General features: G+C 66.4%; 19 protein-coding genes. 12 read left to right on the top strand and 7 right to left on the bottom strand.

Annotated features, from left to right (window positions below; genetic code table 11):
* Positions 1-26: 26 nt before the first annotated feature.
* Positions 27-680, bottom strand: coding sequence for a TetR/AcrR family transcriptional regulator (locus A3ES_RS0126230; RefSeq protein ID WP_020389821.1), 654 nt, complete (start codon positions 678-680; stop codon positions 27-29).
* A 133-nt stretch (positions 681-813) separates the two neighbouring features.
* On the opposite strand from A3ES_RS0126230, the gene A3ES_RS0126225 reads away from it, so the two are divergent.
* The 3 genes from A3ES_RS0126225 to A3ES_RS0126215 are packed head-to-tail and all read left to right on the top strand — an operon-like array spanning position 814 to position 2,778.
* Positions 814-1,326, top strand: coding sequence for a TetR/AcrR family transcriptional regulator (locus A3ES_RS0126225; RefSeq protein ID WP_237745055.1), 513 nt, complete (start codon positions 814-816; stop codon positions 1,324-1,326).
* Complete coding sequence (locus tag A3ES_RS0126220) at positions 1,319-2,035, top strand: ABC transporter ATP-binding protein (RefSeq protein WP_020389819.1); 717 nt, start codon at positions 1,319-1,321, stop codon at positions 2,033-2,035. Before A3ES_RS0126225 ends, A3ES_RS0126220 begins: the two co-directional genes overlap by 8 nt.
* Complete coding sequence (locus A3ES_RS0126215; protein ID WP_020389818.1) at positions 2,032-2,778, top strand: ABC transporter permease; 747 nt, start codon at positions 2,032-2,034, stop codon at positions 2,776-2,778. The genes A3ES_RS0126220 and A3ES_RS0126215 overlap by 4 nt, the downstream gene beginning before the upstream one ends.
* Before the next feature lie 285 nt (positions 2,779-3,063).
* Here A3ES_RS0126215 and A3ES_RS48500 read toward each other — a convergent pair whose 3' ends face one another.
* Positions 3,064-4,002 carry a DMT family transporter gene (locus A3ES_RS48500; protein WP_020389817.1) on the bottom strand — a complete coding sequence of 313 codons (939 nt, stop codon included), beginning with the start codon at positions 4,000-4,002 and terminating at the stop codon, positions 3,064-3,066.
* Positions 4,003-4,078: 76 nt separating this feature from the next.
* Here A3ES_RS48500 and A3ES_RS0126205 point away from each other — a divergent pair, with 76 nt between their 5' ends.
* Positions 4,079-4,999 (top strand): LysR family transcriptional regulator, encoded by a 921-nt coding sequence (locus A3ES_RS0126205; RefSeq protein ID WP_020389816.1) that lies wholly within the window; start codon positions 4,079-4,081, stop codon positions 4,997-4,999.
* 192 nt (positions 5,000-5,191) lie between these two features.
* Positions 5,192-5,671, top strand: coding sequence for an SRPBCC family protein (locus A3ES_RS0126200; RefSeq protein ID WP_157630760.1), 480 nt, complete (start codon positions 5,192-5,194; stop codon positions 5,669-5,671).
* Between the two features lie 7 nt (positions 5,672-5,678).
* Here the strand turns inward: A3ES_RS0126200 and A3ES_RS0126195 are convergent, their stop codons facing one another.
* The 4 genes from A3ES_RS0126195 to A3ES_RS0126180 all read right to left on the bottom strand — a co-directional run bounded on the left by A3ES_RS0126195 (position 5,679) and on the right by A3ES_RS0126180 (position 8,722).
* On the bottom strand, positions 5,679-6,419 hold the full coding sequence (locus A3ES_RS0126195; RefSeq protein ID WP_020389814.1) for a methyltransferase domain-containing protein: 741 nt from the start codon (positions 6,417-6,419) through the stop codon (positions 5,679-5,681).
* 71 nt (positions 6,420-6,490) lie between these two features.
* Entirely contained in the window at positions 6,491-7,441 is a 951-nt protein-coding gene (locus A3ES_RS0126190; protein WP_020389813.1) for an ABC transporter permease, read from the bottom strand.
* A gap of 10 nt (positions 7,442-7,451) precedes the next feature.
* The gene (locus A3ES_RS0126185) at positions 7,452-8,324 is read right to left on the bottom strand and encodes an ABC transporter ATP-binding protein (RefSeq protein ID WP_026163203.1); all 873 of its coding nucleotides are present in this window, start codon (positions 8,322-8,324) and stop codon (positions 7,452-7,454) included.
* Positions 8,321-8,722 (bottom strand): GntR family transcriptional regulator, encoded by a 402-nt coding sequence (locus A3ES_RS0126180; protein ID WP_020389811.1) that lies wholly within the window; start codon positions 8,720-8,722, stop codon positions 8,321-8,323. Before A3ES_RS0126180 ends, A3ES_RS0126185 begins: the two co-directional genes overlap by 4 nt.
* Positions 8,723-8,929: 207 nt before the next feature.
* On the opposite strand from A3ES_RS0126180, the gene A3ES_RS0126175 reads away from it, so the two are divergent.
* From A3ES_RS0126175 to A3ES_RS54315, 7 genes are all read left to right on the top strand, one after another.
* Entirely contained in the window at positions 8,930-9,934 is a 1,005-nt protein-coding gene (locus tag A3ES_RS0126175; protein WP_237745054.1) for a FecCD family ABC transporter permease, read from the top strand.
* Positions 9,931-10,722 carry an ABC transporter ATP-binding protein gene (locus A3ES_RS0126170; protein WP_020389809.1) on the top strand — a complete coding sequence of 264 codons (792 nt, stop codon included), beginning with the start codon at positions 9,931-9,933 and terminating at the stop codon, positions 10,720-10,722. The genes A3ES_RS0126175 and A3ES_RS0126170 overlap by 4 nt, the downstream gene beginning before the upstream one ends.
* A complete protein-coding gene (locus tag A3ES_RS0126165) occupies positions 10,719-11,726 on the top strand; it encodes an ABC transporter substrate-binding protein (protein WP_020389808.1) in 1,008 nt (335 codons plus the stop codon). The genes A3ES_RS0126170 and A3ES_RS0126165 overlap by 4 nt, the downstream gene beginning before the upstream one ends.
* A gap of 4 nt (positions 11,727-11,730) precedes the next feature.
* Positions 11,731-12,987: an MFS transporter gene (locus A3ES_RS0126160; RefSeq protein ID WP_020389807.1), complete on the top strand. Its 1,257-nt coding sequence runs from the start codon at positions 11,731-11,733 to the stop codon at positions 12,985-12,987.
* Positions 12,988-13,708: 721 nt separating this feature from the next.
* Complete coding sequence (locus tag A3ES_RS52850; protein WP_169501807.1) at positions 13,709-14,938, top strand: helix-turn-helix domain-containing protein; 1,230 nt, start codon at positions 13,709-13,711, stop codon at positions 14,936-14,938.
* A complete protein-coding gene (locus tag A3ES_RS0126145) occupies positions 14,935-15,663 on the top strand; it encodes a PIN domain-containing protein (RefSeq protein ID WP_020389804.1) in 729 nt (242 codons plus the stop codon). Before A3ES_RS52850 ends, A3ES_RS0126145 begins: the two co-directional genes overlap by 4 nt.
* Positions 15,664-16,147: 484 nt before the next feature.
* The gene (locus A3ES_RS54315; RefSeq protein WP_020389803.1) at positions 16,148-16,294 is read left to right on the top strand and encodes a hypothetical protein; all 147 of its coding nucleotides are present in this window, start codon (positions 16,148-16,150) and stop codon (positions 16,292-16,294) included.
* Positions 16,295-16,875: 581 nt separating this feature from the next.
* Here the strand turns inward: A3ES_RS54315 and A3ES_RS48495 are convergent.
* The coding region (locus A3ES_RS48495; protein WP_020388797.1) for an integrase core domain-containing protein at positions 16,876-17,124 on the bottom strand (249 nt) is incomplete at its 5' end.

Here is a 17,124-nt window from a genome sequence, read left to right as displayed (position 1 = left end):
CCCCGGTGAAGGCGAGCGCGTTTCCGCTACGGAACGGCTGGGCCGCCGGGCGGATCGGGGACGTACATCAGATAGCTGTCCAGCATCGTGCGATCGACGAACAGACCTTCGGTGAACAGTTCCAGAGCCGGCAAGGTGATCTGGTCGGAGATCTCCCGCAACGCGGACCGGAAGTCGTCGACCGAAACCATCTCGGGGTGCATCGAGATCCACAGCATCAGCGAGCCCATGCCCTGGAACGTGAGGTACCGCGCGCGGCCGGCCGGGTCGCGACTCGGCCGGATCGTGCCCGCCTCCACTCCGGCGGCCAGGTACTCCTCGGCGTCGCTGACCATGTGCTCGATGAAGGCGGTCGCGAGCTCGCCGCCGGCCTGCATGCTGCGTACGGCGTACAGGGCCAGCGGGCCGAACTGCTCGATCTCAGCCAGCTGTGCGAGCATCCCCGCCGCGCTGCCGGAAGTGGTCGCCCGCATCTTCTCGGACCGGATCACGCCCAGCACATACGCGTCACACGCTTGGCGAAGGCCGTCCTTGGAACCGAAGTGATGGACCACCAGGCCGGCCGTCACGCCGGCATCCGCGGCGATCGTGCGCAGCCCGGCGGAGAACCCGTCACGACCGAAGCGCGCAACGGCAGCATCCCGGATCCGCTCCGTCGTGGACGACGCCGTTGAACGCATGTTCAAAGATTAAACACCTGTTCAATGCGAGCGCAAGTGCTGGACCGGCCGGACCCTTGCAGGTGAAAATGTTAGTGGGTAACATTCTGCTGTGACCTCGAAAACTGAAAGGACACGGCACCGGTTGCTCACGGTGGCGCTGGAGCTGTTTGCCGAGCACGGGTACGACGGCACCAGCGTCGGCCAGATTGCCGCGCGGGCCGGGGTTACGGAGATGACGTTCTTCCGGCACTTTCCGACGAAGGCGAGTTTGCTGGTCGGTGATCCGTACGATCCGCTGATCGGTGCGGCGGTCCGCCGGGAATCGGCGGACTTGGATCCGATCAGCCGGGCGGCGCGTGGGATCCGGTCGGCGTGGCAGCAGCTTCCGCCGCCGGCCAGCATCGAAGTACGGATGCGGCTTCGGATTGTCGCCCAGACGCCAGCGCTGCGTGCCGCCATGACCGGCGGTACGGCGGCGACCGAAGCGGTGATCGTCGAGGCGCTCATCGACGGCGGAACGGGACAACGCGAGGCGGCCATTGCTGCGAGCGCGGTGATGGCGGCGCTCAACACCGCCTTGCTCGAGTGGAGCCTGGCCGACGATGAAGAGTTGGGTCAGGCAATCAATGCTGCCCTTGACGTGTTGGTGGATCGCCATGGGTGAGTACGCGGTCGAGGCATGCGGGCTGGTCCGCACCTTCGACGACGGCACCGGCGTACGGGGTGCGGATCTCCTCGTTGCTCCTGGTGAAATCCATGCCCTGGTTGGGCTGAACGGGGCCGGCAAGTCCACGCTGATGCGCCTGTTGCTGGGGATGCTGAAACCGCTCGACGGCACGGTCACGATCGCCGGAAGGCCGCTGAATCACGCCGACTGGGCGACGGTCGGGCACTTGATCGAGTACCCGTTGGCGTATCGAGAACTCACCTGCCGGCAGAACCTCGCCCTCAACGCGCGGCTGCACCGCATCCCCGCTGCTCGAATCGGCGAGATGGTCGAGTCGATCATCAGCGAGCTCCGGCTGGCGCAGTACGGCGATCGCAGGGCGGGAAAGCTCTCGCTGGGCAACAGGCAGCGGCTCGGACTCGCCGCAGCGCTGCAGCACGAATCCCAGCTGATCGTCCTCGACGAGCCGACCAACTCCCTCGACCCGTCGGGCGTGATCCTGCTCCGCGAGGCGATCGTACGGCGGGCCGCGGCCGGCGCCGGCGTACTGGTCAGCAGCCATCATCTCGACGAGGTCGCGCGGATCGCCGATCGCATCTCCGTCCTGAACGCCGGCCGAATCATCGGCTCACTCGATCCGCACGGCGTCGACATCGAGCGATCCTTCTTCGCCCTCGTCCGGGCCGACGAGGAGCTCGCCTCGTGACGCCCGCGCTGGTGACGGAGTTGATCAAGCTCGCCCGGGGGACGGTGCCGCGGGCAACGACCGCCATCCTGGTGCTCGGCGTCAGCCTGATCTGCTCATCGATGCTGTTGGCAACCAATACCGGTGATCCGCAGATCGCCGCGAAGCTCGGTGCGCTGATCGACCCGGGCGGATGGGCCGGCTACCTGACCATCGCCGCGCAGGTGACCGCGGCGGCCGGGCTGCTTGGCTGCGGGGTGGTGCTGAGCTGGATGTTCGGGCGCGAGTTCGGCGACGGGACCATCACTGGGCTGTTCGCGATCCCGGTGTCTCGCCCGACGATTGCCGCGGCCAAGCTGCTGGTTTACCTTGCCTGGTTGCTGTTCTGCAGCGCGGCCTTGCTTGCGGCGTTGCTCGTGTTCGGGCTGGCTTTCGGGCTCGGCCCGATTCCTGCGGACGTGTTACCCGCCCTGGGTCGTCAGTTCGTCCTCGCCGTCCTCACCGGCGTCATTGCCATGCCGGTCGCCTGGGCTGCCACCATCGGCAGATCGATTCTGGCCGGAATCGCGGTTGCTGTCGGCATCCTCGTGCTCTCCCAGATCGCCGCAATAGCCGGAGCAGGTCAGTGGTTTCCGTTCTCGGTCCCGGCGCTCTGGGCGATCAGCACCGACGTCCCGAGCACCCATCTCACCCTCGTCATCCCCGTCGTCCTCGCCAGCGCGGGCCTCGCGATGCTCTCCTGGCGCCGCCTACAGCTGAACTAGTCCGAATGAGATTGGCTACCGGCAGCACGACCACGCCATTTGGGCGGTTAACCTCCCAAATGGCCAGCTAGCTCAGCGGTTCGGGGAGGTACTTCGCCGAGGCCGCCCCCCACCCGGCATCGTGCCTACGGGTCTCGTCGCCGGCCTTTCGGCCGCGAGCCCACCAGTGGTGGGCTTGGACCCCTAACGGTGACCTTGAACAAGGTCCACCCTGTTCAAGGTCACCAGAAGGTGTTCAAGCCCACCACTGGTGGGCTCGGTCACCTGACCGGGCTGCCGATGTGCTTAGGCCGCCAGGGTGGGATGGGCGCGGCCAGCTGAATTCCTTCGTGGGGCGGGTGCAGCTGGCTCTGGCGCGGGTGGTTGCCGTCGGCTGGTGGGCCATTGGATTACTAGGACGGCGCTGAGCACCAGGAGGCCGCCGAGGGTCTGGATCGGGTTCAGGGACTCGCTGAATGCCGCGGCTGCGAGGGCGACCGTGATGACGGGCTCGAAGGTCGAGAGGATCGAGGCTGCCGAAGGGCCGACCCGTGCCATTCCCGCGAAGAAGGTCAGGATGGCCGCGACCGTGCTGATCATCGCGATCGCGATCAGCCAAAGCCAACCACTAGGAGCGAATCCCAGCCGAGGTCCGCCTTGTACGGCGGATGCCAGGGCGAAGGTGCAGGTGGCGCCGGTGCAGACGAGTGCGGAGAGGGCGATCGGCGGCGTGGTCGCACCTACTCGGTCACCGGCAAGGATGTAGATGCTGTAGGCAACTGCAGCGCCAAGGCCCATCGCAGCCCCCAGCGGATCCAGGCCGCCCGAGGCCGCGCCACCCAGGACCAGGGCCGTGCCACTGGAGGCGATCAGGAGCGCGGCGATCCGGCGAGTCGACGCCCTCTCGCGGCCCAGCGCGATCGCGCCGAGCATCACCAAAGCCGGGTAGACGTAGAGGATCAACGCGAGCAACGACGCGTCCATCCGTTCCAGCGCCCCGAAGAAGAGACCGGACTGCGCGGCATACCCGATCCCGCCCATGGCCAGGCCTGCCGCCATCGACCGACGCGACAGCCCACGGAAGGCTCCGGTCGCGCGGGCGATCGCCAACAGCGCCGCGGCCGCGAACGCGAAGCGAAGGAGCAGCAGGTCTCCAAGGTCGACCCCCGCCTCGTACGCGAGCTTGCCGAAGATCGCCATGGCGCCGAAACAGACGGCTGAGAGGAGGCAGAGGAGAGGACCCATCTGACGATGCTGACAGCGCCAAACTGTTCACGTCCATCTCATGTTTTCGCACAAAACTGGGTAGCATTACTGAACGATGCTCGATCTCCACCGCCTTCGCCTTCTTCGCGAGCTGAGTGCCCGCGGAACGGTCCACAGCGCCGCCCGGTCGCTCGGCTACTCGCCGAGCGCCATCTCGCAACAGCTCGCCGTCCTCGAACGCGAGGCGGGCGCGAAGCTGCTCGAGCGCACCGGCCGGAATGTGCGGCTCACCGACGCCGGCCAGGCTCTGGTACGCCATGCGGCCGTGCTGCTCGACGGCATGGAGGCCGCTGAGGCTGAGGTTGCCGCGATCGCCGCCGGCCGCCCAACCGGCGTCGTACGGGTGTCGGCCTTCCAATCGGCCTTTCTGCGCATCGTCGCTCCGGCGGTCGCGGCGCTGGCACAGAGCCATCCCGACATCCGGCTCGAAGTCACCGAGGCGGAGGTCGAGGCATCGATACCCGCGCTGCGACTGCGGCAGCTCGACGCAGTGGTCGGCGACGAGTACTCCGACCAGCCGCGGCCGGTCCACGCCGACCTGGCCCGCGAGTCGCTGGTGCGCGAGCAGGTACGCCTGGTGCTGCCCGAGACACATCCGCTCGCAAGCAACCCGCGCGTGCAGATGGCGCAACTCGCCGAGGCACAGTGGGCCGCTTGCCAGCCCGGTACCGGCCATCGCGACATGCAGATCCGTGCCTGCCGGGCCCTCGGCGGCTTCGAACCGGATCTGCGCTACGCCTCGGACGATTTCCTCATCCTCGTCGAGATGGTCCGATCGGCCGGCGCTTGCGCGCTGCTCCCCGACCTCGTCCTCGGGTACGGCGTACCAGGCGTCGCCGTACGAACGCTGGCCGAAGGCACGATCGACCGCGAGGTCTTCCTGCTCACCCGCGCCGCCAGAACCCCCGCGATCGAGGTCGTCGCCGCCGCCCTCCACGCGGCAGTGTTACCAGTTGACGAGAGTGCTGAGGAGTGACAGGGCTTCGGCGCTGCGGGTAGCCGGTTCTGCGTGGTACACGACGAGCTCCTGCCCAGGCGCGGACTCCGCTCTCGGCTGCGCGGTGCACACGACGCTGACCACAACCTGCATGATCCTCTGACAGCTCTCTGCATTCCGTGACAGCAGCCTGGGTACCTGAAGGCGATGGCTCAGCGGAAGGCGGCCCAGATGGCACACCATGAAGCGTCGACGACTGTGGACGTCGCGGCGAACATCGTCTTCGAGTACCTGTCCGACCTCCAGCACCTCCCGCAGTTCCTGCCCCGGATGACAGACGTACATCCGACTGAGGCGCTACCGGCCGACGCGCAAGGCATCGAAGCCCGGCGACCTCAGCAGCCCGTCCACCACGAGCTCGAGGTGACGGCCGACGACCCATCGGGCCAACCCGTCCACCGCGAGGCCTGGATCGACGTCGTCGAGGAGAACCGCACGCTGCGCTGGGGCTCACCCGGCAACCCCGGCTACCACGGCGAACTAGAGGTCGATTTCGTTGCCGACGGCACCTCCCACGTCACCGTCCGGCTGGACACCAGCCACCCCGCCTCCGCAGCCATCGACAACGAACTCGCCAACACCCTCACCACCCTCAAAACCACCCTCGAACACACTCCCCCAACCGACGCCTCCCACACTCCGACGGCGTAGTTCGTCACTAAGTTCGGTTGGCGGCTCGTCCCCACGCAGCAAGGGTGAACTGCGGGATGTCCAGGAAAGAAGGGTCGTCCAGCGCATCGTGAAAGTGGTCGGCGTCCTGCTGGGTCACGGATCCCCTAGCGATCAGCTCCGGCATGACCGGATCGAGCAGCGCCCGCCAGCGGTCTCGTTCGCCGCCACCGAGGCAGCCGAGGAATCCGGCATGCCCGAGCTCTGTCAGGCCGAGCGATGCGAGGGTCGAAGGTAACCGTCGCGACCACGTGAGATCTGTGCCGAGGGCCGCGTATCGATCCTCGTAGGCGGCCATGATCCGACGGATCACAGGAAAGGGCGAGGTCGCCGCGGGCAGTTGGTAGGGATCGGCGACGACGAGCCAGCCACCCGGTGCCAGCCACCGCACGGCTGCTGCGAGCAGTTCGTCGCGGGAGGGCAGGTGACAGAGCAAGAAACGAGCATGGATCAGCTCGAAGCTTCCGGGCTCCATCCGCAACTCGTTGACGTCGGCCTGGACCAGTCGCAGGTTCGCTGGATGCCTCGCCTTGAACAACGCAATGTCCTTGTCCACGGCAACGACCTGGCCGTCCGGAAAGCGTTCTGCCAGCCAGCTGCTGATCGAGCCGGCACCGGCTCCCAGTTCCAGACAGCGGGCGTCCGCCGGCAGGTTCAGCCCGTCCACGACGGATCGACTGAAGGTATCGACGCTCTGCTGGATCGCCGTCAGGCGTTCGGCCTCACTCATAGTCCGCCTCGATTTGAGATGGTGCCCGCGAGCCGGTCAGTTTGCCAGAAGCCGGGTCCCCGCCGTGGTGTTCACGACCAGTGGCGGATCCGCCAGATCACCAGGAGCGCGAAGGTGAGGGCCAGCCCTCCGAAGATGGCGGTCTCGATGATCTGGAAGTCCCAGTAGCGGGAGGCTGGGTGATAGGTCACGGCTTCCCTGAGTCCGTGCTGGGCGAGGGTCGCCTCATCGACAGTGCCTCCCCCGAGGAGCTGGAACTCGTCGCCGTCGCTGAGCCGTTGGCCCGACGGACCGACAAGGTAGTTGTCCAGCACCCAGTTGTCGCCCTGCGAGATCTGTTGGGTGACAGCTCCGCTGCCCGGTACAGGGTCAACGGCCGTCACCGGCGTCATGTACCTGGGTCGCAGCCAGAACTCGACGGCGAGCCGGAGCGGGAGGAACACGGCGAGGGTCGCGACCATCGCCGGAAGGGAACGTTTGAGCAACGCGCCGGCAAGGATGCCTGTTGCGACAGCCAGTACGAAGTACCCCCAGAGAACCGGCGCGGCATAGTTGAACCTCTCCACACTGAAGGCAGACGGGAACAGCGGCCGCAGCCACCACCGGAGTACGAGGCTGAGAACGATCGCCGCTGCGGTCACGGCCGCCAGGACGATGGCGAGTTTGACAACCACCCAGCGAGTTCGGGGAACTGCTTGCGTCCAGGCCAGCTGCCAGGTTCCCTGCTCGTACTCTCGGGCGAGCAGGGGCGCCCCGACCAGGACTCCAACGACCAGGGGCAGCAGGTTCAGCTGTCCTGCCGCCTGCGCGGGCAGTCCGGCGAACTTGTCTCGGAAGGAGTCGAGCAGCTGCCTGCAGGACTCGGTTACCCCATTGGCTTGCTGGCAGGCGGCGATGCCGTCGCCGTCGTACGCGCTGTGCATCGGAAGGCCGCTGATGAGCGCGATGCCGCCGAGCACCGCCAGCATCGCGGCGAGACCGACTGCTTCTCCTCTGTGCTGACGCCAAGTGAACCAGATCATGTCGGTGCTCCTACCGTGTGCTTGGGATAGGAGGCGTTCGGTGGAGGTAGGCCAGCACGAGTTCCTCGAGACCGATCGGCCGGGACTCCCATCCGGCGAGAACGGGACCTCCGTCGGTCCGCACGATCGCGTTGGCCTGCCGGTCGCCTCTGCTCACATGGATCACGCCGGGCGCGCTGGCCATCGTCGGCTCGGACGGTCCGATCAGCAACCGGTGCGCGGACAGCAACTCGTCGATCTCGCCGGCCAGCTGAACTCGTCCACCGGTCAGCACGATGAGGTAGTCGCAGACCCGCTCCAGCTCGGGAAGGATGTGGGACGACAGCAGAACGGTCAACTCCTCTTCCGCGACAGCGCCCATCAAGGCCTGCAGGAACGTGAGTCGCGCCAGCGGATCGAGCCCGGCGACCGGCTCGTCGAGGACGAGTAGCTTCGGCCGCTTGGCCAGCGCCAGGGTCAGCGCGACCTGGGCGTGCTGGCCGCCGGACAGGGTGCCGACCCGTTGATCGAGGGGAATCTCGAGGGCCTCGAGTCGATTCTCCGCGAGCGCCTGATCCCAGCGGAGGTTGAGCGCAGCTCCGGTCCGTAACAGATCCCGTACCAGGAAACGCTTGTAGAGCGGATGGTCCTGGGCGACGAAGCCGATGTCGGCGAGAGAGTCGGCCGACTCCCGTCCGGCCGGCGACCCGAGAACCGTGATCTCCCCCTCGGTCGGCCGAAGCAGCCCCACGGTCAGACGGAGGAAGGTGGTCTTGCCGGCGCCGTTCGGGCCGACCAGCGCGATCACCCGCCCGGCAGGCAAGGCCAGGTCACAGTCCCGAAGCGCCCACACCGACCGGTACCGTCTGCCGAGGCCCGAGGTCTCAAGCACCGGGGCACTCATGCCACGCCCTCGCTGCCCTCGCCGACCTCGCGATTGGCCGTGGCGAAGAGCGCCACGATCGCTTCCTCGTCCAGCCCCGCGGCGTAGGCGCCTCGCAACCACTTGTCCAAGCCCCGGCGCAACGTCGTATAGGTGGCAGGAACCATCGTCACCGCAGGTGCACCGGTGATGAAGGTGCCAACCCCGGGCTTGGCGCTCACCAGGCCCTCCTGCTCCAGCTGCCGATACGCCTTGGAGACGGTGTTGGGATTGATCGCCAACTGCTCGACCGCCTCCCGGATCAGCGGGAGCCGATCTCCCTGGAGCAGGTAGCCCAGCAAAAGCGCCTGCCTGACCTGGTGCACCAGCTGTAGGTACGGCGGCACTCCAGACCGGCTGTCCAGACGGAACGCGAACATCGCCCCTCCCAGTCCTATTTCCCTATGAAGGTAGTAGAACTCCCGCGCAAGAATCCGTCAAGCACCCGGCGAGCGTGGGGGTGCTTGAACAAACGGGAATGACAACGGTTATCGTTTGCTGTTGTGTCAGCCAATCCGCCCTCAGTCCGGCCTGCCCTCATCCGCGAACACGCTCCGCCCAGGCCAGCTTCCGTACGGCCACGGCTGGTGCTGGGTGGGCTGGTGGTCGCGTTGCTCGTCATCATCGTGGTCAGTGCCGGGATCGGGCCGGTGCCGGTCCCGGTCGGTACGACGGCCAGGATCCTGTGGGCTCACCTCGCACCTGGTGAGCACGTCGCGACCTGGAGCCTCGCGCAGGATCAGATCGTCTGGCAGTTCCGGCTGCCCCGAACGTTGCTCGCGGCCCTTGTCGGGGCTGCCCTGGCCGTCGCCGGCACCGTGCTCCAGGCAGTGATCAGAAATCCGCTGGCAGACCCCTTCGTCTTGGGTGCCTCATCGGGTGCATCGCTCGGTGCTGTCGCCGCGCTCGCCGGAGGCGCCGCAGTACCTGGCTTGCTCGTCTCGGGCGCGGCATTCTCGGGTGCCGCGGTGGCGGCGCTGCTCGTCTTCGTACTGGCTCAGAGCGGCGGCCGGGTCGAGTCGCTCCGGCTGGTCCTGGCCGGTGTCGCGTTGTCGTACCTGTTCAGCGCAGCGACCAGCTGGATCACCGTGACAGCAGAGCACGGCAAGCTTCCCGGACTGGTGTTCTTCCTCCTCGGCAGCGTGTCGACGGCGACATGGGAAATGCTCGCGATCCCGGCGGTCGTCGTACTGGCCTGCGTCATCCATGCGAGAGTCCGGGTCGGGCCGTTGAACGCGGTGATGACCGGTGACGAGACCGCGACCTCCTTGGGCGTCGATGTCTCGCGGTTCCGGATCGAGATGCTCGTCGCCACCTCGTTGCTCACCGGCGCTGTCGTCGCGGTCAGCGGCGGCATCGGGTTCGTGGGCATGGTCGTCCCGCACGTGTGCCGACTTGTGGTCGGCGCCGACCATCGGCGGCTGATCCCGGTGGCAACGCTAGGCGGGGCGATCTTCCTCGTACTGGTCGACATCGTCGCCCGGACCGCCGCCGCACCTCAGGAGCTGCCGATCGGCATCGTCACCGCCGCTGTCGGCGCACCGTTCTTCCTCTGGTTGCTCCGGCGCCGGCCCGTCGGAGGTGTGCGATGAAGGTTGAGGCGCGAGAGGTTGTCGTCAGCCTGTCCGGCCGTCCGGTGCTCACCGGCGTCGATCTGGAGGTGCGCTCGGGCGAGGTGCTCGGTCTGCTGGGCCCGAACGGATCCGGCAAGTCGACTCTGCTTCGTACCGTCTACCGAGCCATCCGTCCGCACGGCGGGGCAGTCGAGGTGGGTGGCCTCGACGTGTGGAGCTCGACAACCCGTGAGGTGGCCCGGCGGTGCGCCGTTCTGACTCAGGACCATGCCACCGAGGTGGAATTGAGCGTGCTCGACCTGGTCCTGCTCGGCCGGATCCCCCATCGCACCCTCATCCGGCGCAGCGATCGGGATGACGAGGCGCTGGCCCGCGACTGTCTCGACCGCGTCGACGCTGCCCACCTCACGGACCGGATGCTGCCCACCCTGTCCGGCGGAGAACGCCAGCGAGTCCTGCTCGCGCGGGCGCTGGCCCAGCAGCCCAAGGTTCTACTGCTCGACGAGCCCACCAACCACCTGGACATCTCGCACCAGCTGGAACTTCTGAGCCTGGTACGCCGGCTGGGCGTCACGGCCGTGATCGCACTCCACGACCTCACCCTCGCAGCCGCGTACTGCGACCGCCTCGCACTGCTCGATCTCGGTCAGCTGGTCGCAGTCGGACCACCCGACGAAGTGCTCACCCCAGAGCGCGTGCGCGATGTCTACGGCGTTGCCTGCGACGTACTCGTCCATCCCCGGACCGGCCGACTGCTGCTGGCACTGGACCTGGCCATCACCCCCACAAAGGAACCCACCGCATGACTCTCCGTCCTTACGCAACCGCCCTGGCACTCACCGCCCTGACCACACTGGCCGGCTGCGGCACCGTCTCGGCCGGCTCGGACACAGCCTCTGCCGAGGCGACGACGCAGTCGCAGTACCCGATGACCATCACGAACTGCGGCCGGCAGTACACGATCGCGAAGGAGCCGCAGCGGATCGTCAGCCTCTACCCGGGCCAGACCGAGATCCTGCTGCGGCTGGGCCTGAAGGACCGGATCGTCGCCCAGGCTCAAGAAGGCAGGTCGAAGCCGGACCCGGAGCTGGCCAAGGACTTCACGTCGATCCGCTCGCTCGGGGCCAAAACCCCACCCAGCAAGGAGATCCTGGTCGCTCAGCAGCCGGACTTCGTCTACAGCGGCTCGGAGTACGAGTTCAACACCGAGCAGGGCTTCGCCGGCAAGGACGAACTGGTCAAGGCCGGAGCGACGCCGTACGTCGCGACCGCCGGCTGCCGGGAACGACGCTCGGCCGGCACGGTCGAGGACGCGTTCACCGACCTGCGCACTCTCGGGAAGGTGCTGGGCCACGCGACTCAGGCGGCCGAACTGGAGAAGCAGGCACGCGCTGACCTGTCCGCGGCGACCGAGCGGATCGCCGGACGGCCGCCGGTCAAGGCAGCCCAGGTGTTCTTCGAAGGCGGGAAGCTCTACGCCATCGGCGCCGCTATCGAGGTGGACATGCTGCGACTCGGTGGCGGCCAGAACGTCTTCGCCGCCACCGAACAACGGTTCGCCGACTTCTACGCAGCCGAGGTGAACGCCGAGGTCGTGCTCGAGCGCAACCCGGAGGCCTTCGTGTTCGCGGTCCAGGACGACGCCCACCAGCAGCAGACCGTTGACTATCTGACCCGGACCTTTGCCAGTACGCCGGCCGTCCGCGACCGCCGGCTCGTCGGGGTCCGCAACACCACGTTCGCGCCCGGCACGCTCGCGTCGATCGAGGGTGTCGCCGCGATCGCCGACGGCCTGCACCCCAAGGGCTGATCAGATGACGCAGACCGCCGACGTCTCGCTGCCGCTCTTGCGGGACAGAGCCTTCATGCTCTTCCTCCTCGCCCGCACTGTCGCGGTCGCCGGGTCGGCGATCACGTCTGTCGCCATGCCACTTCTGGTCTTCCAGGTGACGTCCTCTGCCCTGGTGACGTCCCTGGTCACGGCGGTCCAGGTCGTTCCGTACCTACTGTTCGGGCTGATCGCCGGCGCGATGGCCGATCGGCTCCCCCGCCGCCCGCTCATGCTCGGCTGCCAGGCGGTGTCGGCCGCTGCGCTCCTCAGCGTTCCCATCGCTTCCTGGCTCGGCGAACTCACGGCACCGCATGCCGTCGCCGTGTCCGCCGTGGTCGCCACCAGCTTCGTCTGGTTCGATGCCGGTTCCTTCGGGGCCCTGCCGGCGCTGGTCGGCAGGGCGCGGGTCGTACCCGCGAACAGCATGGTCTGGATCGTGACAACCTTGGCCGGCCTCGGCGGACCGGTCGTCGGAGGTGTCCTGGTAGCTACGGTCGGTGCCGCGCAGGCGTTGTCGTTCGATGCCGCGTCGTACGTCGTCGCCGGCGCGCTGCTGGCCCTGATCGGCAGGTCCTTCGACGCCCGTGAGCCTCGCACTGATCGGCCGGGCGGTCTCGGCAGCGGGATCCGGGAGGGCCTGGAGTTCGTGTGGCGACAACCGGTGGTCCGCTCACTGACTCTGCTGGGCGTCGGCAACTCGATCACCGGTGGCGCGGTCGCTGCCCTTCTGGTCGTCTTCGCAGTTCGCGACCTCGGACTGTCCGAGGAGGGCAGCGGAATCGGATTCTTGGTGGCGGTGGTCGCAGCAGGCGCCTTCCTCGCCGCCCTGGCACTGCCCAAACTGACCGCCCGCGTCCCGATCGGCTGGATCACCATCGCCACCCTGACGACCAATCCGATCGCCCTGCTCCTGACCGCCGCCGCCCCAACGTTGCCGTGGGCAACCGCCCCCTTGCTCCTCTGGAGTTTCACCAGCACCCTCACAATCATCAACGGCATAACCGCCCGCCAGATCGTCACCCCGCTGGACCTACAGGCACGCGTAAACACCACAGCCCGAATGGTCGCCTGGGGCGGCACACCACTAGGAGCCCTACTCGGCGGCGTACTGGCCGAAACAACCGGCACAAGACCCGCCTACGCCCTGATGTCCTCCGCCGTCCTGCTCAGTGCAATCCTCGCCTGGCGCTCCCCCCTCCGAAACCGCAACTTCGGCGCTACCGAGGCCCAACCGGCCTGACTCAGCGCAAGACCGGCATGCACGCTCTTCGCCACCACTACGCCAGCGTGACGCTGCACGACGGGGTCAACGTCAAGGAACTCGCGGAGTATCTGGGACACCACGACCCTGGTTTTACCCTCCGCCTCTCTACGCATCTCTTGCCGTCGTCGCACGAAAGAGCGCGTCAGGCCGTCGACCGTCGGTTGGCGCGACTCCGCCTGCGGCTGACGGAGCAAGCACGGTTCGGCAGCCGCATGAGAATGCTGCTGACTGATGGGGGCCAAGGGCCTCAAGCACACCCTGGTTGGGTGGCCGGGGGCATTTCAGCCCCCGGCTCCCACAGATCCCGGCGTGAACCTCTCGGTTCACCGGGCTCTTGTCATCCTGGTCACCAGACGCGCGGGACCGAAGGAACCCATCTCCAGTGCGCGAACATGCGGGGATACCTTCAACCAGCCTGCGTGTCGGCTTTTCAGTCGTGTTCGCATCCCTGTCGATGGAAAGCTTCTTCACCCCGCAACAGACAACTTCATCGACCGACGCAACTGGAGCACTCGCGAGGAACTCGGGCTCGCGATCGCGGTCTGGATCGAACGGATCTACCACCGCCGCAGACGCTAGGTCACCATCGGTCGGTTGATCCCCATGGATAGACCCGACGCGGTGAGCTCCAGCAACATGGAGGTTGAGCCGCGTGAATAGAAGAGGTATGCTCTTATTCACGCGAGAGGAGAGTGACATGTTCTGGGATGAGGAAGCGACCCGTCAGGGAGTCACAGAGGTGAGCGTCGAGCGTGCAGCGGAGTTCGACGCCGCTGGGTTCGGCGGACGCCTTCGCGATGCACGTATAGGTGCGAACCTCTCACAAAACGACATGGCGAACCTCTTGGACCTATCTCAGGCCACCTACTCACGGATAGAGAACGGTCGAATCGAACCAAGCAGGGTCACATCGACCCTTCTTGAGCGCGCATCACAAGCCGTGAGCCGGTCGATGGCCTGGCTCCTGCTGGGGTCTCCGGTTCGCGCGCGCGTTCGGCTGGCGGCGCGTCGGACAGACGAACAGGATGTTCGGGATCGGGCCGAGCGGGCCTTGGGCTTGCTGGAACTCGACGCGGAACTCGAGAATGTCGCCGAGTTCGCAAATCTGGGACCGAGCGTCGCAAATGGCGCAGTCTGGAAGGAATTCGTGAAGCCGATGGCTCACGCGTCGCGCCGGCAAGGGAAGGAACGAGCTGAAGACCTTCGAGAGACGCTCGGACTTGGAACAGACCCGCTGGAAGACGTACCCACGGTATTGGAACGCGAGCTGGGGGTTGATGCTGCGGTCCTGTCCTTTCCCGATGGCCTGTCGGCTGTTGCAGCCTTCGACGACGAACGAGAGTTGGCATTCCTTGCAGTTTGCGCGGCGGACCCCTGGGTTCGTCAGCGATTCAGCTTTGCACACGAACTCGCGCACGTATTGTTCGCCGATGGTCACGCATACGAGCATGACCATCGACGCTCTCCGACTGAGATGCGTGCGGAGAAGTTCGCGCAGAACTTCCTCATCCCCGAAGGCGGCGTCCGTGCCTGGATGGCCGACCACCAATACAGCCCAGACGAACGTCTCAGTCGTGACGATGCCTGCCGCCTCGCCGACCTGTACGGCGTCTCCCCCAAGACGGCATGGATCGCATTGGCAGATCTCGACGCCGCTCCGAGAGAGCAACCGCCCACCAGCGCAAGCGCGGCCATCGTTGCCGGGACGCTGGCGCGGCATGAGATGCGTGAGCGGAGCTGTCATGCCGAACGTGTGCCGACCCGTATGGAAGTTCGAATCCTCGAGGCGTTCCGCAACGGATTCCTGTCAGCCGCTACCACGGCGAACGCACTCGGCCAAGATCAGGACATCCTCGCCGAGGCAGCAGCAACCATCAACGACGAGCCGCGGGTCCGAGAAGCCTCCGCCGTATCTACGCCTTCGTGAACAAGGAAGGCGCCGAGCCTACTTCCGCCGAGGCTGCGGCGGATCCTGCACCGCAGCCGCTGAATATCCTCGATGCGGTCTGCGTGCTGTACTTCACGGCGTCCGGACAGCTGAGCCTACTGGTCGAGATACTCGCAGCAGCCAACTATAAGATCCTCCTGCCGACCGAGGTTCTGAAGGAAGTTCGCGACAAAGCTAAGCGTCAACGCTGGAACATTGGCGCGCTGGATCGCTACCTTCACCAGGGCGCCGACGTGCGCATCATCGAGATTCCGGAGATCAGCGCAGCACAGACGGAGGCCGCGATACTGCTCGCCCAAGTCAGATCCCGCCATCCCAATGTCGTCGACGGCCGCACTGCCGCCAGTAGCAGCGCGGACCTCGGGGAATGCGTCGTTGTGACCCATGGCATCCTCGCCCACCGACGAGGCCTGGCCGCGGTTGTGGCCATCGACGACCTGAAGGGACAGACGCTCGCGAGGCGTCATCAGGTCACCTGCTTCACCATCGAAGACGCGTTCTCGCTTGCGCTAGAACATGGCCTTCTCGACACTCTCAGCGCACGCAAGGCGTACGAGAAACTGCGGCGTTATGGTGACTCCCTGCCCACGTGGGAAGCCGAGCTCAAATCACGCCTGAAGCGCGAGCGGGCGGCTCGCAAACGCGCCGCGAGCGCCACCAACGCACCTACAGGTGGCGATGCGTCCGAGTCCTCGGACCGCTAGCTTGGCCTCCGCTTCTGGCCAACCTTATCCGTCCCGCAACCTCGGCGACCAGGGCCTAGCGGTCGCCGTCGCCCAGTCGGCGGCGTCCGAGTTGCAACACTCAGTAGCTGACGAAAAATCGCTGGTCGTCACCCGCTCGACGCACGAGCACGTCAGCTCATCTCACGAAAAGGGGCGCAGCCCGATCGGCAGCCAGGACGCGATAGGGAGGCGCGGGCGAGCCGACTCATGACGACCCTTGCCTGAGGCGTAGGAACGGTTTGGGTCCGCGGCGAGCGGTGGGTTCGAGAGCGCCGCCAAGCGTGCCCTCCCGAACGGTGTCGAGCCCGGGTCTCGATCAGTGGGACAGGCTTCCGGTGCTGATCCCTGTGAGGAAACGATGCGGGACCTCAATCGTGGGGGAATAATGCTTCCTGCCGACGCCGTGGGCGACACAGGACGCTAGGACTCGGAGGGCGACTCGGGTGCCCCCTGGCTGACCACGATGGGTGCAAACGACGCCTACCCCGGCGACGTAGTGGCCCACGGTCAGCATCGCGGCATCAGCACAACGACCGGATACCAGGGATGTGTCTGGGTACCGGTCACCTACATCAGCAGCAAGGTGCAGGCCTCGCTTCTCTTGCCCTAAGCAAGACTTAGAGCGGCGACGCCGATCATCAAGTGCCCGGACGTTCGTCGGCCGCGGACGCCGCTCGCTTCTCGAGGTTGCTAGCAAGCTCGGTGATCGGCCGCTCAGAGACAGCTCTGGAAATGATCCGATGAACCGCGATTCGAAGCAGAACCACGATGCTGCGATGCCTGGTCTGACTGTTCAACGTGAAGCCCCTACTGTGGCGTTACAGGCTCAGTTGATCGGAACCCTCGAGATCGACACTTCAACAAACTGCCTAGTAGTCCGCACCCCAATGGGCACTGCTGCTGGCACCGACAGCCTCTTCGATATCGACGTGGCCTGGCCTCCAGGCTGGAGTATCGCACTCCGTGACGGCTCACCCGCCCTGATTGATGCAACTGGACAGCTGGCCTGCCGGCCAGGCGACGAGATAGCCGTCGGTGGAGGCTTCGAAGACACAGCCGTAATCGACGTCGTCTCATGCACAGGCCAGGAGCGGATATTCGAGGCGTACAGGCTCACACGCGTTTGAGCGTTGCTTGTCGAAGCCTGACCAGGATGGGGCCTTACCCCCGGTTCATGGACACGGTGGTGGATTACGCCGCCGACGGGAGCGTAGCGGGGTAGAGGGTTTCGTAGGTGTTCGGGGAGTGGTAGCGGCACCAGGAGTGCCGCCTGCGGGTGTTGTAGCGGGTGACCCAGCGGAACACTTCGCGGCGGCAGGTGGCCTCGTCGGGCCAGGAGTTGTGGTCTTGGAGGATCTCTCGCTTGAGGGTCGCGTTGAACGACTCGGCGAGTGCGTTGTCGGCGCTCGTGCCGACCGCACCCATGGACTGGGTCACGCC

The organism is Kribbella catacumbae DSM 19601 (assembly GCF_000372465.1).
GTDB classification, from domain to species: domain Bacteria; phylum Actinomycetota; class Actinomycetes; order Propionibacteriales; family Kribbellaceae; genus Kribbella; species Kribbella catacumbae.
Note: the sequence above shows the minus strand (reverse complement) of the source record. Positions and strands in the feature narration are given on the sequence as shown.

Bases quoted from the DNA above. Each gene is read 5' to 3' on its own strand.
- A3ES_RS0126180 (WP_020389811.1), bottom strand. From the start codon at position 8,722: ATGTTCGCGTTCCGTCTGGACAGCCGGTCTGGAGTGCCGCCGTACCTA.
- A3ES_RS0126190 (WP_020389813.1), bottom strand. From the start codon at position 7,441: ATGATCTGGTTCACTTGGCGTCAGCACAGAGGAGAAGCAGTCGGTCTC.
- A3ES_RS0126160 (WP_020389807.1), top strand. From the start codon at position 11,731: ATGACGCAGACCGCCGACGTCTCGCTGCCGCTCTTGCGGGACAGAGCC.
- A3ES_RS52850 (WP_169501807.1), top strand. From the start codon at position 13,709: ATGTTCTGGGATGAGGAAGCGACCCGTCAGGGAGTCACAGAGGTGAGC.
- A3ES_RS0126195 (WP_020389814.1), bottom strand. From the start codon at position 6,419: ATGAGTGAGGCCGAACGCCTGACGGCGATCCAGCAGAGCGTCGATACC.
- A3ES_RS0126200 (WP_157630760.1), top strand. From the start codon at position 5,192: ATGGCACACCATGAAGCGTCGACGACTGTGGACGTCGCGGCGAACATC.
- A3ES_RS0126220 (WP_020389819.1), top strand. From the start codon at position 1,319: ATGGGTGAGTACGCGGTCGAGGCATGCGGGCTGGTCCGCACCTTCGAC.
- A3ES_RS48500 (WP_020389817.1), bottom strand. From the start codon at position 4,002: ATGGGTCCTCTCCTCTGCCTCCTCTCAGCCGTCTGTTTCGGCGCCATG.
- A3ES_RS0126205 (WP_020389816.1), top strand. From the start codon at position 4,079: ATGCTCGATCTCCACCGCCTTCGCCTTCTTCGCGAGCTGAGTGCCCGC.
- A3ES_RS0126165 (WP_020389808.1), top strand. From the start codon at position 10,719: ATGACTCTCCGTCCTTACGCAACCGCCCTGGCACTCACCGCCCTGACC.
- A3ES_RS0126170 (WP_020389809.1), top strand. From the start codon at position 9,931: ATGAAGGTTGAGGCGCGAGAGGTTGTCGTCAGCCTGTCCGGCCGTCCG.
- A3ES_RS0126230 (WP_020389821.1), bottom strand. From the start codon at position 680: ATGCGTTCAACGGCGTCGTCCACGACGGAGCGGATCCGGGATGCTGCC.
- A3ES_RS54315 (WP_020389803.1), top strand. From the start codon at position 16,148: ATGGGTGCAAACGACGCCTACCCCGGCGACGTAGTGGCCCACGGTCAG.
- A3ES_RS0126185 (WP_026163203.1), bottom strand. From the start codon at position 8,324: ATGAGTGCCCCGGTGCTTGAGACCTCGGGCCTCGGCAGACGGTACCGG.